15 protein-coding genes and 1 pseudogene are annotated in these 13755 nt (G+C 69.3%); 6 read left to right on the top strand and 10 right to left on the bottom strand.

Translation table 11 applies throughout. The features are described from left to right. Positions 1–402: pseudogene (locus ACT6XY_RS19805) on the top strand (4-(cytidine 5'-diphospho)-2-C-methyl-D-erythritol kinase); the annotation flags it as partial. Here ACT6XY_RS19805 and queC read toward each other — a convergent pair. Beyond that, a complete protein-coding gene (gene queC, locus ACT6XY_RS19800; protein WP_444750024.1) occupies positions 399–1130 on the bottom strand; it encodes a 7-cyano-7-deazaguanine synthase QueC in 732 nt (243 codons plus the stop codon). The pseudogene ACT6XY_RS19805 and the gene queC overlap by 4 nt on opposite strands. Further along, positions 1130–2137: a polyprenyl synthetase family protein gene (locus ACT6XY_RS19795; protein ID WP_444750023.1), complete on the bottom strand. Its 1008-nt coding sequence runs from the start codon at positions 2135–2137 to the stop codon at positions 1130–1132. The genes queC and ACT6XY_RS19795 overlap by 1 nt, the downstream gene beginning before the upstream one ends. A gap of 50 nt (positions 2138–2187) precedes the next feature. Between ACT6XY_RS19795 and ACT6XY_RS19790 the strand changes: the two genes are divergently transcribed. Beyond that, entirely contained in the window at positions 2188–2490 is a 303-nt protein-coding gene (locus ACT6XY_RS19790) for a putative signal transducing protein (RefSeq protein WP_444750025.1), read from the top strand. A 92-nt stretch (positions 2491–2582) separates the two neighbouring features. After that, positions 2583–3350 carry a tRNA1(Val) (adenine(37)-N6)-methyltransferase gene (locus ACT6XY_RS19785; protein ID WP_444750022.1) on the top strand — a complete coding sequence of 256 codons (768 nt, stop codon included), beginning with the start codon at positions 2583–2585 and terminating at the stop codon, positions 3348–3350. A gap of 396 nt (positions 3351–3746) precedes the next feature. Here ACT6XY_RS19785 and glyS read toward each other — a convergent pair whose 3' ends face one another. From glyS to ACT6XY_RS19750, 7 genes are all read right to left on the bottom strand, one after another. Continuing rightward, positions 3747–5849 (bottom strand): glycine--tRNA ligase subunit beta, encoded by a 2103-nt coding sequence (gene glyS / locus ACT6XY_RS19780; RefSeq protein WP_444750021.1) that lies wholly within the window; start codon positions 5847–5849, stop codon positions 3747–3749. A gap of 1 nt (position 5850) precedes the next feature. Next, positions 5851–6351 (bottom strand): DUF3828 domain-containing protein, encoded by a 501-nt coding sequence (locus ACT6XY_RS19775; RefSeq protein ID WP_444750020.1) that lies wholly within the window; start codon positions 6349–6351, stop codon positions 5851–5853. Then, a complete protein-coding gene (locus ACT6XY_RS19770) occupies positions 6348–7280 on the bottom strand; it encodes a glycine--tRNA ligase subunit alpha (protein WP_444750019.1) in 933 nt (310 codons plus the stop codon). Before ACT6XY_RS19770 ends, ACT6XY_RS19775 begins: the two co-directional genes overlap by 4 nt. A gap of 67 nt (positions 7281–7347) precedes the next feature. Beyond that, entirely contained in the window at positions 7348–7509 is a 162-nt protein-coding gene (locus ACT6XY_RS19765) for a hypothetical protein (RefSeq protein WP_444750018.1), read from the bottom strand. An 81-nt stretch (positions 7510–7590) separates the two neighbouring features. Further along, complete coding sequence (locus ACT6XY_RS19760) at positions 7591–8349, bottom strand: hypothetical protein (protein ID WP_444750017.1); 759 nt, start codon at positions 8347–8349, stop codon at positions 7591–7593. A 138-nt stretch (positions 8350–8487) separates the two neighbouring features. Next, a complete protein-coding gene (locus tag ACT6XY_RS19755; protein ID WP_444750016.1) occupies positions 8488–8910 on the bottom strand; it encodes an OsmC family protein in 423 nt (140 codons plus the stop codon). 91 nt (positions 8911–9001) lie between these two features. After that, on the bottom strand, positions 9002–9730 hold the full coding sequence (locus ACT6XY_RS19750) for a B3/B4 domain-containing protein (RefSeq protein ID WP_444750015.1): 729 nt from the start codon (positions 9728–9730) through the stop codon (positions 9002–9004). A gap of 135 nt (positions 9731–9865) precedes the next feature. Here ACT6XY_RS19750 and ACT6XY_RS19745 point away from each other — a divergent pair, with 135 nt between their 5' ends. Beyond that, a complete protein-coding gene (locus ACT6XY_RS19745; protein WP_444750014.1) occupies positions 9866–10273 on the top strand; it encodes a hypothetical protein in 408 nt (135 codons plus the stop codon). Between the two features lie 93 nt (positions 10274–10366). Continuing rightward, a complete protein-coding gene (locus ACT6XY_RS19740) occupies positions 10367–10777 on the top strand; it encodes a GFA family protein (RefSeq protein ID WP_444750013.1) in 411 nt (136 codons plus the stop codon). Positions 10778–10941: 164 nt separating this feature from the next. Here the strand turns inward: ACT6XY_RS19740 and ACT6XY_RS19735 are convergent, their stop codons facing one another. Beyond that, positions 10942–12618, bottom strand: coding sequence for an electron transfer flavoprotein-ubiquinone oxidoreductase (locus ACT6XY_RS19735; protein WP_444750012.1), 1677 nt, complete (start codon positions 12616–12618; stop codon positions 10942–10944). Between the two features lie 259 nt (positions 12619–12877). Between ACT6XY_RS19735 and ACT6XY_RS19730 the strand changes: the two genes are divergently transcribed. Continuing rightward, complete coding sequence (locus tag ACT6XY_RS19730; protein ID WP_444750011.1) at positions 12878–13504, top strand: transglutaminase-like cysteine peptidase; 627 nt, start codon at positions 12878–12880, stop codon at positions 13502–13504. Positions 13505–13755: the final 251 nt, after the last annotated feature.

Genomic DNA, 13755 nt, shown 5'->3' with positions numbered 1-13755 from the left:
CCGCTGGCCCTGCCGCGGCTCCCGGCGCTGCTGGTCAATCCGCGCGTCGCCGTGCCGACGCCTGCCGTGTTCTCCCGGCTCGGCCTCGCGGCGGGGGCGAAGGGACAGGGCGATCCGGCTGCCGTGATCGAGGACGGTAAGGCCCGTGACCGGCGCGTCCTCCTGCCGCTGCTCGCCCGTTCGCGCAACGACCTGGAGGCGCCCGCCCTGGAGCTGGCCCCGATCATCGGCGAGGCGCTGGCGATGCTCCGCGCCGGCCCCGCCTGCCGGCTGGCGCGCATGTCGGGATCGGGCGCGACCGTCTTCGGGCTCTACGACACGTGCCGGGCCGCCGCGAGCGCGGCCAAGGTCATCGCCGCCGCCCGGCCGGACTGGTGGGTGAAGCCGACGATGCTGGGCTAGGCCACGCCGCCCCGGTAGCGCCGCCAGCCGGCGGCGCGCAGGTCGCAGGCCGGGCAGGTGCCGCAGCCATGCCCCCAGTCGTGGATTTCGGTGCGCTCACCGAGATAGCAGGAGTGCGAGTCCGTGCGGATCAGCTCGACCAGAGCCGCGCCTCCGAGCCGCTCCGCCATCCGCCAGGTCTCGGCCTTGTCGATGACCATGAGCGGCGTGTGCAGCACGAAGCGCTTTTCCATGCCGAGGTTCAGCGCCACCTGCAGGGCCTTGATCGTGTCGTCGCGGCAATCGGGATAGCCGGAATAGTCGGTCTCGCACATGCCCGCCACGATGTGCCTGAGGCCCCGGCGATAGGCGAGGGCCGCCGCGAAGGTGAGGAACACGAGATTTCGCCCGGGCACGAAGGTGTTGGGCAGGCCCTGGTCCGTCATCTCGATGGCGACGGAGCGGGTCAGGGCGGTGTCGGAGACCTCGCCCAGGGCGGCCAAGCCCAGCGTGTGGTCGGGGCCCAGGCGGGCCGCCCAGCCGTCGTCGACGCGTGCGAGGCCGTCACGGATGCCGGCGCGGCAGGCAAGTTCGACGGCGTGGCGCTGGCCGTAGTCGAAGCCGACCGTCTCCACATGGCCGAAACGGTCGAGCGCCCAGGCGAGGCAGGTCGCCGAATCCTGACCGCCGGAGAAGAGGACGAGGGCGCCGTCGCCGGTCGTGGCAGCCGGTTCGTCGGTGCCCGCCATCAATGGGCGCGGGAGATGCAGAAGTCGACGGCCTGGACGAGGGCGTCCTTCATCGGGCTGTCGGGGAAGAGGGCGAGGGCGTCCTTGGCCATGTCGCCATAGTGGCGGGCGCGCTCGATCGTGTCGGCGAGCGCCCCGTGGCGGGCCATGAAGCCGGTGGCGGTTTCCAGGTCGCCCTCCTCGATGGCGCCGTCCACCAGCACCTTCTTCCAGAAGGCGCGCTCCTGTTCGGACCCGCGGCGGAAGGCGAGCACCACGGGCAGGGTGATCTTGCCCTCGCGGAAATCGTCGCCGGTGTTCTTGCCGAGCTTCTGCGCCTTGCCGCCGTAGTCGAGGGCGTCGTCGACGAGCTGGAAGGCGATGCCGAGATTCATGCCGTAGGCACGGGCGGCGGCCTGCTCGGCCTTGGGCTTGGCGGCGATGACGGGGCCGACCTCGCAGGCGGCGGCGAAGAGCTCGGCCGTCTTGCCGCGGATGACGGCGAGATATTCGTCCTCGGTGGTGGCGGTGTTCTTCGCCGCGGCGAGCTGCATCACCTCGCCCTCGGCGATGACGGCGGCGGCGGTGGAGAGGATGTCGAGGGCGCGCAGCGAGCCGACCTCCACCATCATCTTGAAGGCCTGGCCGAGCAGGAAGTCGCCAACGAGCACGGAGGCCTCGTTGCCCCAGACCATGCGCGCCGCGGGGCGGCCGCGCCGCATGTCGCTCTCATCCACAACGTCGTCATGGAGGAGGGTGGCGGTGTGCATGAACTCCACCGCGGCGGCGAGCTTGACGTGCCCCTCGCCCTGGTAGCCGGCGAGCGCCGCCGTGGCGAGGGTCAGCATGGGCCGCAGGCGCTTGCCGCCAGAGGAGATGAGGTGGTTGGCCACCTCCGGGATCATGGTGACCTCGGAGCCGGTGCGCGACAGGATCATCGCGTTGACCCGTTCCATGTCCGCCCGCGTGGCGCCCACCAATGCCTCGATGGAGGCCCTGTCCTTTTCGAAGGGGACAACGACTGCCACGCCATGCTCCACTGCAAGCCCGCAGGATGCGGGCAAATTCGTGACGGACAATAGGCAGGTGGAGGCGGCTTCTCAAGCCGCGGCCGCTTCACGAAACGTCGCACAGCCGATGGGAGGCCGTCCTGGAAGAGATCATCCGCACCGCGGATCCGGTTCTGGTGAGTGCGGTGGAGGCGCTGCTCGAGGGCGAGGGCATCGTCGTCTTCGTCGCCGACCGCCACGTGTCCGCGGTCGAAGCGCGAATCACCGCCTTTCCCCTGCGTATTCTGGTACCGGAAGCAGACGTCGAGCGGGCCCGCGCCGCCATCGTTGCGGCAGGATGGGGCGATACCTTGCGACAAGGGGCGCCGTAACGGCCTCTGGAGCCCGGTAAATCTGTTGATTCAGCAACTGTCGCTAGAATTGAAATATTCTAATCAGTGCACGTGTATGCAATAAGGCGCATATGACTCTGCTTGACGACCCCCTTTTCGAACCCACGGCCGACCGGATCCTCGGAGGCCGCGTGGCGATCACCCAGCCGCGGACCGGACATCGCGCCGGGCACGACGCCGTGTTGCTGGCGGCCGCCGTCCCCGCCTCGCCGGGGGATCGCATTCTCGACCTCGGCGCGGGCGTGGGTGCCGCTGCCTTCTGCCTGGCGGCGCGCGTGCCGCAATGTTTCCTGACGCTGGTGGAGATCGATCCGGGCTTGGCGGCGCTGGCCGAGCAGAACGCCGCCGCAAACGGCTTCGGCAACCGCACGCGCGTCATCGTCATGGACGCGATGGTGCGCGGGGCGCCGCGCGAGAAGACCGCGCTGCTGGTCGGCGAGATCGATCGCGTGATCACCAATCCGCCCTTCCACGATGCGCCGCGCCATCGCCCCTCGCCTGGCGCGGCCAAGCGCCTGGCCCATACCGGCGGCGACGAACTGCTTTCCGGCTTCCTGCGCAAGGCCGTCTGCGTGCTGCGCCCCGGCGGCACCGTAACGCTGATCCACCGCGCCGACCGGCCGGACGCGCTGCTCGCCGCGATGAAGGGCCGCTTCGGCGGCATCACCGTGCGCCCCGTGCACCCTCGCCCCGGCGCAGCGGCCGTGCGGCTCATCGTGACGGGCACCAAGGGTTCCCGCGCGCCGATCTCCATCCTGCCGGGCCTGGTGCTGCTGGACAGCCAGGGACAGCCGACGCCGGAGGCCGAGGCCATCCTGCGCGAGGGGCAGGGGCTCTAGCCCGCCCGATCCGCGACATCGACGATGGCAATGCCTCGCCGCCTTTGGAGGCGGCAGGCCGCAGCCTTGCCGTCATGCCCGGCCTTGTGCCGGGCATCCACGCCTTGCACGCCGCAAAATTCCAGAATTCGTGGATGCCCGGGACGAGCCCGGACATGACGGCGTGTCATCGGGGAAGGCGGCGCAGACGCGCGGCCGTCACGTCACCCCTGGTCTTCGAAACGTCCGTCACGGTGCACTGTGCCACCCTCCCCTGGAGGGGGAGGGTCGATCGCGCGCAGCGCGGTCGGGGAGGGGTGAAAGGCCTGACGGGAGCTGCGTCACCCCACCCCGTCGGCCTGACGGCCGCCGACCCTCCCCCTCCAGGGGAGGGTGGGGTGGACGGCGACGCCGCCGTCAGCCCTCGATCTTCGAGAAGTCGGCGACGGTCGCCGTGGCGGCACGCAGCTCCGCGAGGATCTTCAGCCGGTTCTCGCGCAGGGCGGGGTCCTCGGCATTCACCGTCACCTTGTCGAAGAAGGCGTCGACCGCCGGCCTGAGCTCGGCGAGGGCCTTCATCGCGCCGGCATAGTCTTCGCGTCGCACGTGGTCGCGGGCATGGGCGCTCGCCGACTGCAGCAGGGCGAAGAGCGCGCGCTCCTCGGGCTCGCCCTTGTCGTGGACGAGGGCAGCGTCCGGCGCGCCGTCATAGGCGCGGCCGTCCTTCTTCTCCTCGATGCGCAGGATGTTCATGGCGCGCTTGGTGCCGGCAAGGAGGTTTTTCCCGTCCTCGGTGCCGAGCAGGGCGGCGAGCGCCTCGACGCGGCGGACGACGAGCAGGAGGTCGTCATTGCCCTCGCCGGAGGCCAGCACGGCATCGACGAGGTCGTGGCGCTGGCCCTGCTCACGGAGGAGAACTTTGAGGCGGTCGTGGAAGAAGGCGAGGAGGTCGGCCGAGAAGCCGTCGATCCGCGCCAGCGAGAACTTCAGGCCGTTGTCGGTCAGAAGCCGGACGACGCCCAGTGCTGCGCGTCGCAGCGCGAATGGGTCCTTCGACCCCGTCGGCTTCTCGTCGATCCGCCAAAAGCCAGTCAGCACATCCAGCTTGTCCGCCAGCGCAACCGCTACCGCGACCTTGTCGGTCGGCACCCGATCGCTCGGCCCCTGCGGCTTGTAATGGTCCTCGATGGCGGCGGCGACGCTCTCGTGCTCGCCCTGGAGGAGCGCATATTTCCGCCCCATCAGGCCCTGCACCTCGGGGAATTCGCCGACCACCTCGGTCATGAGGTCGGCCTTGGCGAGCTCCGCCGCGCGCTCGGCGAGGTCCGGATCGGCGCCGACCAGCGGCGCGATGTGGCGGGCGAGCGCCTTGATGCGGTCGACGCGCTCGCCCTGCGTTCCGAGCTTCTCGTGGAAGACGACGTTGAGGGCGCGCAGCTTCGCCATGCGCTGGTCCAGCGGCTTGCCCTTGTCCTCGAAGTCCGGCAGCGGCGTCTGGTCGGTCTGCCAGAAATAGAGCGCGTCGGAGAGCCGGGCACGGATGACGCGCTCGTTGCCGGCGACGATGGCGCGGCCGCCGTCGCTGGCCTCGAGATTGGCGGTGAGGACGAAGCGGTTGGCGAGCCGGCCGGTCTTCGGGTCGCGGACGACGAAGCACTTCTGGTTGGCGCGGATCGTGGCCCGGATCACCTCGTCGGGGATCGCGAGGAAGCTCTCCTCGAAGGCGCCCATGAGCACGACCGGCCATTCGACGAGGCCGGCGACCTCGCCGAGCAGGCCTTCGTCCTCGACGAGTTCCAGCCCCTGGGCGAAGCAGAGGTTCCGGGCGTCGGCGAGAATGCGGCGCTTGCGCTCCTCCGGGTCGGCGACGACGAAGGCCTTCTCCAGGCTCGTCAGATAGTCGTCCATGCGCCGCACGCGGATGTCGCCGGGCGCCATGAAGCGGTGGCCGCGCGTCGTCTCGCCGGCGGTGATGCCGTCGATGTCGAAACGGATGACCTCGGGGTCCTCCGTCTCCGGGCCGAAGGTGCAGAGGATGGACTGCAGCGGGCGCACCCAGCGCAGCGAGGAGGAGGAGACGGAGGCGGCGCCCCAGCGCATGGACTTCGGCCAGGGAAATGCGCGGACGATCTCGGGCACAATCTCGGCGATCACCTCCGGCACCGGGCGGCCGGGCTTCTCGATGACGGCGATGTAGCTGTCGCCCTTCTTCGGATCGGACTGGACAGTCGCCTCACTGATGGAGGCGAGGCCGGCGGCCTTCAGGAAGCCCTGGATGGCGGCCTCGGGCGCGCCGACGCGAGGACCCTTGCGCTCTTCCCTGACGTCCGGCGAGGCGACGGGCAGGCCGTGGACGGAAAGGGCGAGGCGGCGCGGCGTGACGACGACCCGGGCGCCCTCGTAGAGACAACCCTTGGCCACCAGCGCGTCGGTCACCGCCTTCTTCAGATGCGCGGCGGCGTCCGCCTGCATGCGGGCGGGGATCTCTTCGGAGAGGAGTTCGAGAAGAAGGTCGGGCATGTCACTCACGCATCTGGAGGAGGCGCGACAGGACCCAGGAGATGTCGCCGCTCGCCCCGGAGACGTCGTCGATCAGCCAGCGGCCGTTTTCCAGCGCCATGTCGAAGGTGACGACCTGAGTCTCCGACTGGTCGGCGAAGAGCTTGAGCGTCACCGCCACCTGCGCCTTGCGCTCGTCGCGGCTGACGACGCGGTAGACGTTGCGGGTCTGGTAGTCGTCGTCGCTGTCCTGGCAGCCGCAGGCGAAGACGAAGTCGAGGCCCGGCATCACCTCGCCCGCCCGGCGGCTGCGGGCCTGCTGCTCGGTGTAGAGACGGCGCAGGCGCGGCGTGAGGAACGGGTTCACCGAGGCGCGGCCCGGCTTGGCGTAGAAGGCGCGCAGGGCGGCCACCGGATCGGCGGGGGCGGGCGCCTGGGCCGGACGCGGCGCCGGCTGGGCATGGGCGGGCACGGCTGCCAGCAACAGGCCGGCGGCGACGAGGCGGCGGTTGATCATGGTCATGCTGCGGCTCCACCCGCTTCGGTCCTCAGCCAGGCGGCGCCGCAGGCCTTCGCCAGTTCGCGCACCCTGAGGATGTAGCTCTGCCGCTCGGTCACCGAGATGACGCCGCGGGCGTCGAGCAGATTGAAGGCGTGGCCGGCCTTGAGGCACTGGTCATAGGCGGGCTGCACCATCAGGTGGCGCTCGCCGCTCTCGCCCTTGCCGAGGAGCGACCGGCATTCCGCCTCGGCCTCGGCGAAGCGGCGGAACAGGGCGGCCGTGTCGGCATGCTCGAAATTGTAGCGGGAATATTCCTGCTCGGCCTGCAGGAACACCTCGCGGTAGGTGACCTTCTCGGACCCCTCGCGGCCGTTGAAGTTCAGCTCCATGATGCTCTCGACGTTCTGGAGGTAGCAGGCGAGGCGTTCCAGGCCGTAGGTCAGTTCGCCCGAGACCGGCGCGCATTCGATGCCGGCGACCTGCTGGAAATAGGTGAACTGGCTCACTTCCATGCCGTCACACCAGCACTCCCAGCCGAGGCCCCAGGCACCGAGCGTCGGGTTCTCCCAGTCGTCCTCGACGAAGCGGATGTCGTGCAGCTTCGGGTCGAGGCCGATCGCCTCCAGCGAGCCGAGATAGAGCTCCTGCAGGTTCGGCGGATTCGGCTTCAGGATCACCTGGAACTGGTAGTAGTGCTGCAGCCGGTTGGGGTTCTCGCCGTAGCGGCCGTCCTTCGGCCGGCGCGAGGGCTGGACATAGGCGGCGTTCCACGGCTTCGGGCCCAGCGAGCGCAGCATGGTCCCGGGGTGGGAGGTGCCGGCACCGACCTCCATGTCATAGGGCTGGAGAATGACACAGCCCTTCTCCGCCCAGAAGGTCTGGAGCGCCAGGATCAGACCCTGGAACGAGCGTTCGGGCCGCATGTGCGGCGGAAGGTCGAGACGGGACATCGCGATGCGGCCTGCGGGACGGTAAGCGTCGTCCCTTAAAGACCGGGCGCGAGGGGGTCAACAGCCGTCAGAAGGGGCGGTATTCACCCGTCACGGGGTCACGACGCAGGCGGCGGACGGCCCGCTGGGCGCGCACGGGCTGTAGCTGCGCCTGCAGCGACCTGCGGACCAGGACGTAGGTGGCGATCACGACGACCGCGACCGCGGCCCCCATCAGGACTGGCGGCATGATTCTCTCCCGCGGGCCTCAATGATGCATTGCACGATGACATACGCCGATTCCGGCGAAATAGGGGCAGTCATCGTCCCGTCAGCCGCAGGACACACGGCCGAGGCTCACGCCCTCGAAGAGTCCGCGGGCCTGGGGGGAAACGTCGAGGCCGAAATCGGCCGGCGCGAGCGCCCCCTTTTCGGCCAGCGGCAGGACGGCGCGGCGCACGACGCTCGCCTCGGGCCGGCGCCAGAAGGCCGGGTCCGCCGGTGCATGCGGGTCGACGGCGGTGCGCGGCGGCATGAATCCGGCGACGAAGAGGGTGATGTTGGCGGCCGCGAGATGTCTGAGGTGGCTGTCGCAGGGGGTGTAGGCGAGCGCCCGCAGGTCGTTGGCGAGCCTCGCCGCGTGGTCCAGCACGCCGTTGCCGGCGCGGCGCGGCCCGATGGGCGGCGGCAGGAGGCGCGGGCCGTCGATCTCGACATAGCCGCTTGCCTTGCGCAGCACGACGGGGCCGACCGGCGTATAGGTCATGGCCACCGCCGAGGTGCCGACCAGCGGCATGCCGGTCGTCGCGGTGGTGGACTCGCGCACGCCGGGGACCATGGACATGACCCGAGGTCCTGCATCGGCCGTCGCCGCCCGCGCGACGGGGGCGGGAGACTGCCAGAGAGCCGCCACGCGCGGCGCTTCGGGGAGGGAGACCGAGCCGGTGAAGAAGGCGAAGGCGCCGAAGCCGATGGCGGCCGCGCCGGCCACCAGAACCAGCATGGATACGCCTCCCGACGGCGGATCGTCCTCGCGGCCGGGGGCGCGGCCACGCTGCTTGCGGAAGTTCATTGCCACGTCGTCGGCCATGAGCCCTCGCTGTGGGAGCGAAACAGAACCCAGACCATGACACGGGAGGTATGAGGGCCCGCTTAACGCGCGCGCAGTCTTTGACGAAAAAGCGCTCCGGCGCGGTAACCGGAGCGCAATCATCGCTGGTCGCCGGTATCAGGCGAGGGTGGCGTCGAGGGTGATCTCGGCGTTGAGCAGCTTGGAGATCGGGCAGCCTTCCTTGGCGCCCTTGGCGACCGCCGCGAAGTCCTCGGCGGAAATGCCGGGAACATCAGCCTTCAGGGTAAGGGCCGATTTCGAGACCTTGAAGCCGGCGCCGTCCTTCTCCAGCGAGACGACCGCCTCTGTCTTGAGTTCCGTCGGCGTCAGGCCCTTCGCCTGCAGTGCGAAGGCGAGCGCCATGGTGAAGCAGCCGGCATGGGCGGCGGCGATGAGTTCCTCCGGATTGGTGCCCTTCTCGTCTTCGAACCGGGTCGTGAAGGAATAGGAGGCGCTGTCCAGCACGCCGGACCGGGTGGTCAGCGTGCCTTTGCCGTCGCGGCCTGTGCCGTGCCAGACGGCGCTTGCGGAACGATTCATGGGGATCTCCTCGGGCTTGAGACGACCGGAGCGGCCGTCTCGAGACATGGGGCAGGGCCGCCGGTGCGGCAACCGAACGCCCGCGCCAAGATCATCCAACCAATGGGACCGTCGGGCGGTTCCGGTCGGCGACTGCGATGGAGACCTCGCCGCCGCAGACGCCGCCGATCAGCGTGCGCGCGTCCTCGACCGCGGCGTCGAGGTCGCCCCAGCCGTTGGTCTGGATGGTGAGGATGGCCCGGCGGGTCTCCGGCGTGATGATGGAGCGCGCGTCCTGCCGCCAGTTCCACCGCCGGCAGAGGACGTGCGCGGCGCCGGCATAGACCACCTCGCCATCTTTCGGCGGGTCGTTCGGGTCCTCGCCCGGCTCGGCCGCCATGTCGACGAAGCTGTCGCCGGGCCGCGCATAGCGGAAGGCGAAGGGGCCTGCGGTCCGGTCGATGTCGTCGGCGCCGACACAGGCGACGGCCGAGAGGGACACGGCGTTGTAGGCGTCGACGAAACCGTTGATGGCGGGCAGCGGCCGCCCTGCGAGGGCGTTCTTCATCAGCCGCTCCACCGAGCAGCGGTAGCTCGTCTTCTTGATGCCGAAGCCCTTGTAGGCGGCGCGCCAGGCGGCGATGCCGGGAATGGCGGAGAGGTCCGTGCCGGCCCAGGCGGAAAGCGCCGCCTCCTCCCGCCCGGCGATCAGGGCGTCGAGCTCGGCCGGCCGGACCGCGGGGATGGACAGGCCGTCGAAGACGAGGACGGCGACGCGAAAGTCGGGAAAGGTCTCGACGAGTTCGGCGATGGTGAGGCTGGCGGACATGGTGGCGGACATCTCGGGGACCTGGATCGGCCTTTCGGGCCCCAAGGGGTAGCGGGCCGCCCGGCGGGCGACAAGCGCGTCGCGGCGGGCGCTCTTCGGCGCTAGGGTGCGCCACGGATTCGCCGCAAGATGCGGCACACTGGGCCCATGACCATGCGCACGTTCACCCTCGTTCTCGCGGCTTTCCTCGCGCTTCCCGGACTGGCGGCGGCCCAGCAGGCTCCTGCCCAGGGGCAGGGCCAGCGCCTGCGCGGCGCCGATTTCGCCGGCTTCTGGGCCTCGCAGCCCGGCGGCCGGGCCGGCGTCGAAATCCGGGTGAGCGGGGCGCAGATCGTCGCCCGCGAGCTGTTCAACACCCAGGCCGCGGGTCGCTGCGGCACCGAGGGACGCGGTCGCCTCACCGGGTTCACCTCGCGGCTCAACTTCCGCGGTCGCTGCTCGGACGGCAGCCGCACCTCGGAGACCTGGTGCTCGGTGACGCTGGAGAGCCGCGACCGCATCTCGTCCCGCTGCGGCAACGGCCATCGGATGACTCTGCACCGGGTGAGGGGCTGAGGGTCCGCCCAACGGACGGCCTCGCCAGACCGGACGTCCCGCTCTAGCCTTCCCGCCGCACCGTGGCAGAGGCGGCGGGCGGGGGAGACGATCATGCTGACGGGCGGATGCTATTGCGGCGCGCTGCGCTACGAGGTGGCGGGGGCGCCGATGTTCCGCGGCGAATGCCATTGCCGCGAATGCCAGAAGATCTCCGGCGGCGCCGAGAACTATTTCATGGCGGTGCCGGTGGAGGGCTATCGCTACGTGAAGGGGGAGCCGGCGCGCTATTCCCGCCCGGACCTCGAGAACCCCGTGACGCGCGAGTTCTGCGCGACCTGCGGCACGCATCTCGCCACGTTGTCACCGCGGCGGAAGAACGCCGTCATCCTCAAGGTCGGCGGGCTGGACGACCCGTCCGTCTACGGCGGACCGGAGGTGGTGTTCTACACGTCCGAGGCGCAGCCCTTCCACCAGTTCCCCGAGGGCGTTCCCGCCTTCGAGAAGTTCCCGCCGCCGCGGTGAGGCTGGTTCTGCCGCAGGACACGGACCTGCTGCGTCATGCCCGGCTTTGGTGCGGGCATCCGCGGATTTCCCATGTGCTGGTCAAGTCGTGGCTGGCCGGGACGAGCCCGGCCATGACGTGAGAGGGCGGGGCGCCCCTCAGACAGTGCGCGGAGGACGCGGCCTCACATCCCCGGATAGTTCGGCCCGCCGCCGCCCTCGGGCGTCACCCAGTTGATGTTCTGGGCGGGGTCCTTGATGTCGCAGGTTTTGCAGTGGACGCAATTCTGCGCGTTGATGACGAACTTCGGGTCGGTCTTCGCTTCCGGGTTCGCATACACGACCTCGTAGACGCCTGCCGGGCAGTAGAGCCGCGCCGGCTCGCCGTATTTCGGCAGGTTCTCGCGGATCGGGACCGAGGGGTCCTTCAGCTGGAGATGGACCGGCTGGTCCTCCTCGTGATTGGTGTTCGAGATGAAGACGCTCGACAGCTTGTCGAAGGAGATGACGCCGTCGGGCTTGGGGTAGACGATCGGCTTCACCTGATCGATGGGCTTCAGGGTCTCGAAGTCAGCCTTGCCGTGCTTCATCGTGCCGAAGGGCGAGGCGCCGAAGATCGAATTGATCCACATGTCGACGCCGCCGAGGACGACGCCGCCGATGGTCCCGAACTTCGCCCAGAGCGGCTTGACGTTGCGGACCGTCCAGAGGTCCTTGCCCACCGCGCTGGAGCGCCAGCTCGCCTCGTAGGAGGCGAGCTCGTCATGGGCGCGCCCCGCCTTCAGCGCCTCGACGAGGTGCTCGGCCGCCAACATGCCGGAATGGACGGCGTTGTGGGATCCCTTGATACGCGGCACGTTGACCAGGCCGGCCGCGCAGCCGACCAGCGCACCGCCCGGGAAGGCAAGCTTCGGCACCGACTGCCAGCCGCCCTCGGTAATGGCGCGGGCGCCGTAGGAGAGGCGCTTGCCGCCCTCCAGCACGGGGCGCACCATCGGGTGCTGCTTGAAGCGCTGGAACTCGTCGAAGGGCGAGAGGGTCGGGTTCTCGTAGTTCAGGTGAACGACGAAGCCGACGTAAACGAGGTTGTCCTCGGCGTGGTAGAGGAACGAGCCGCCGCCGGTCTTCATGTCCAGCGGCCAGCCGAAGGAGTGCTGCACGAGGCCGGGCTTGTGGTTTTCCGGCTTGACCTGCCAGATTTCCTTCAGGCCGATGCCGTACTTGCCGGGCTCACGTCCCTCGTCGAGCTTGAAGCGCTTGATGAGCTGCTTGGTGAGATGGCCCCGCGCGCCCTCGGCGAAGAGGGTGTACTTGCCGCGCAGTTCCATGCCGCGGGTGAAGCGGTCGGTGATCTCGCCGTTGCGGTCGATGCCCATGTCGCCGGTGGCGATGCCGGTCACGGCGCCCTGCTCGTCGAAGAGCACTTCAGCGGCGGCGAAGCCCGGATAGATCTCGACGCCAAGGGCCTCGGCGCGGGCGCCGAGCCACTTCGCCACGTTGCCGAGCGAGCCGATGAAGTTGCCGTGGTTGTTCATCAGCTTCGGCATACCGAAATTCGGCAGCCGCAGGCTGCCGGCGGGGCCGAGGAAGTAGAAGCGGTCGTCGGTGACCTCCTGCTTCAGCGGGCGGTCCGGATCCTCCCGCCAGTCTGGCAGCAGGGCGTCGAGCCCGGCGGGATCGATGACGGCGCCGGACAGGATGTGGGCGCCGACTTCCGAACCCTTCTCCACGACGACGACGGTGAGGTTCTCGTCGAGCTGTTTCAGGCGAATGGCCGCGGCGAGACCGGCCGGGCCGGCGCCGACGATGACGACGTCGTAGTCCATGCCCTCGCGCTCGGGCAGGTCCATCGGTTCGGCCATTGAGATCCCTCGTCATTCATGGGGGCCGGGCAGCCCCATGCAACTTTTGTCGATTTCTAAAGCACGGCTTCCCGCCGATGACAACGCATCGACCGGGGGAGGGTTGCCCCCTGCGGCGTTGCGCCGGGGCATCACCCGTTAACCAATTGGAAAGATCTCTTAACGATCTCTTAACATCGCACTTGAGCCGCAATGATTAACAGGAGATTAATGGCCCCGGGTCGCAGGGCAGTCATCGTTGGTTCAGGGGTTCTCACCCATGTTTCGCTTTGCGTCCTGGTTTTTGTTCGCAGCTCTCGGCGTGGTCGGTCTGTCCGACGGCGTCCTCGCCCAGCAGGGTGCACGCCGGGTCGCCTCGCTGACTGCGGGCGCGGTCACATCGGCACCGATCGGCTGGGTGCAGTTCTGCGGTGAAAATCCCGTCGATTGCGCCGAGCGATCGCCGGCCGCCCGCACCGTCACCCTCACTTCCGCCGCCTTCGCGCAGCTCGCCCGCGTCAATCTCCAGGTCAACCGGGAGATCGAGCAGGTGACCGACATGGATCACTTCGGCGTCGAGGAATACTGGACCTATCCGGTCGGGGGTAAGGGCGACTGCGAGGACCTGGTGCTGGAGAAGAAGCGCCGCCTCATCGCCCTCGGCGTTCCGCGCGAGGCCATGCTGATCACCGTCGTCCGAGACCTCAAGGGCGACGGCCATGCGATCCTGACCGTCGTCACCGACCGCGGCGACTACATTCTCGACAACTTCACCAACGAGGTGAAGCTCTGGCACGAGACCGGCTATCGCTTCATCAAGCGCCAGTCGCCGACCGATCCGAACCAGTGGGTCTCGCTGAATGGCGGCGCCGCCGGCCCGCAGCTCGTGGCCAACCCGCGCCGCTGATCGATCACCCATCGACGTTTCGTCTCCCCGGCGGTCGCAGCGGGTGGAGACCGAGGGCCGGAGCGGGTCGCAGCGCTCCGGCCTTTCGCTTATGATGGGCCCCATGACCCTGTCGCTCACCCCGGACGCCATCGAGGCGCTGCTCGTCTTCTACCGCGATGCGGGCGTGGACATGGCCGTCGGCGAGGAGGCCGTCGACCGCTTCGCCGAGGCCGATGCGGAGGCGGCGCGCCGCCGCGAGGCTCTGGCCG

It is taken from the genome of Phreatobacter sp., assembly GCF_052440005.1.
Lineage (GTDB): Bacteria > Pseudomonadota > Alphaproteobacteria > Rhizobiales > Phreatobacteraceae > Phreatobacter.
The sequence above is the reverse complement of the archived record's forward strand: the minus strand, read 5'-3'. Positions and strand labels throughout refer to the sequence as shown.

What these genes read in the sequence shown, in the direction of transcription:
- queC (WP_444750024.1), bottom strand. Translation starts at nt 1,130, where the DNA reads ATGGCGGGCACCGACGAACCGGCTGCCACGACCGGCGACGGCGCCCTC.
- ACT6XY_RS19785 (WP_444750022.1), top strand. Translation starts at nt 2,583, where the DNA reads ATGACTCTGCTTGACGACCCCCTTTTCGAACCCACGGCCGACCGGATC.
- glyS (WP_444750021.1), bottom strand. Translation starts at nt 5,849, where the DNA reads ATGCCCGACCTTCTTCTCGAACTCCTCTCCGAAGAGATCCCCGCCCGC.
- ACT6XY_RS19775 (WP_444750020.1), bottom strand. Translation starts at nt 6,351, where the DNA reads ATGACCATGATCAACCGCCGCCTCGTCGCCGCCGGCCTGTTGCTGGCA.
- ACT6XY_RS19770 (WP_444750019.1), bottom strand. Translation starts at nt 7,280, where the DNA reads ATGTCCCGTCTCGACCTTCCGCCGCACATGCGGCCCGAACGCTCGTTC.
- ACT6XY_RS19765 (WP_444750018.1), bottom strand. Translation starts at nt 7,509, where the DNA reads ATGCCGCCAGTCCTGATGGGGGCCGCGGTCGCGGTCGTCGTGATCGCC.
- ACT6XY_RS19760 (WP_444750017.1), bottom strand. Translation starts at nt 8,349, where the DNA reads ATGGCCGACGACGTGGCAATGAACTTCCGCAAGCAGCGTGGCCGCGCC.
- ACT6XY_RS19755 (WP_444750016.1), bottom strand. Translation starts at nt 8,910, where the DNA reads ATGAATCGTTCCGCAAGCGCCGTCTGGCACGGCACAGGCCGCGACGGC.
- ACT6XY_RS19750 (WP_444750015.1), bottom strand. Translation starts at nt 9,730, where the DNA reads ATGTCCGCCACCATGTCCGCCAGCCTCACCATCGCCGAACTCGTCGAG.
- ACT6XY_RS19745 (WP_444750014.1), top strand. Translation starts at nt 9,866, where the DNA reads ATGACCATGCGCACGTTCACCCTCGTTCTCGCGGCTTTCCTCGCGCTT.
- ACT6XY_RS19740 (WP_444750013.1), top strand. Translation starts at nt 10,367, where the DNA reads ATGCTGACGGGCGGATGCTATTGCGGCGCGCTGCGCTACGAGGTGGCG.
- ACT6XY_RS19735 (WP_444750012.1), bottom strand. Translation starts at nt 12,618, where the DNA reads ATGGCCGAACCGATGGACCTGCCCGAGCGCGAGGGCATGGACTACGAC.
- ACT6XY_RS19730 (WP_444750011.1), top strand. Translation starts at nt 12,878, where the DNA reads ATGTTTCGCTTTGCGTCCTGGTTTTTGTTCGCAGCTCTCGGCGTGGTC.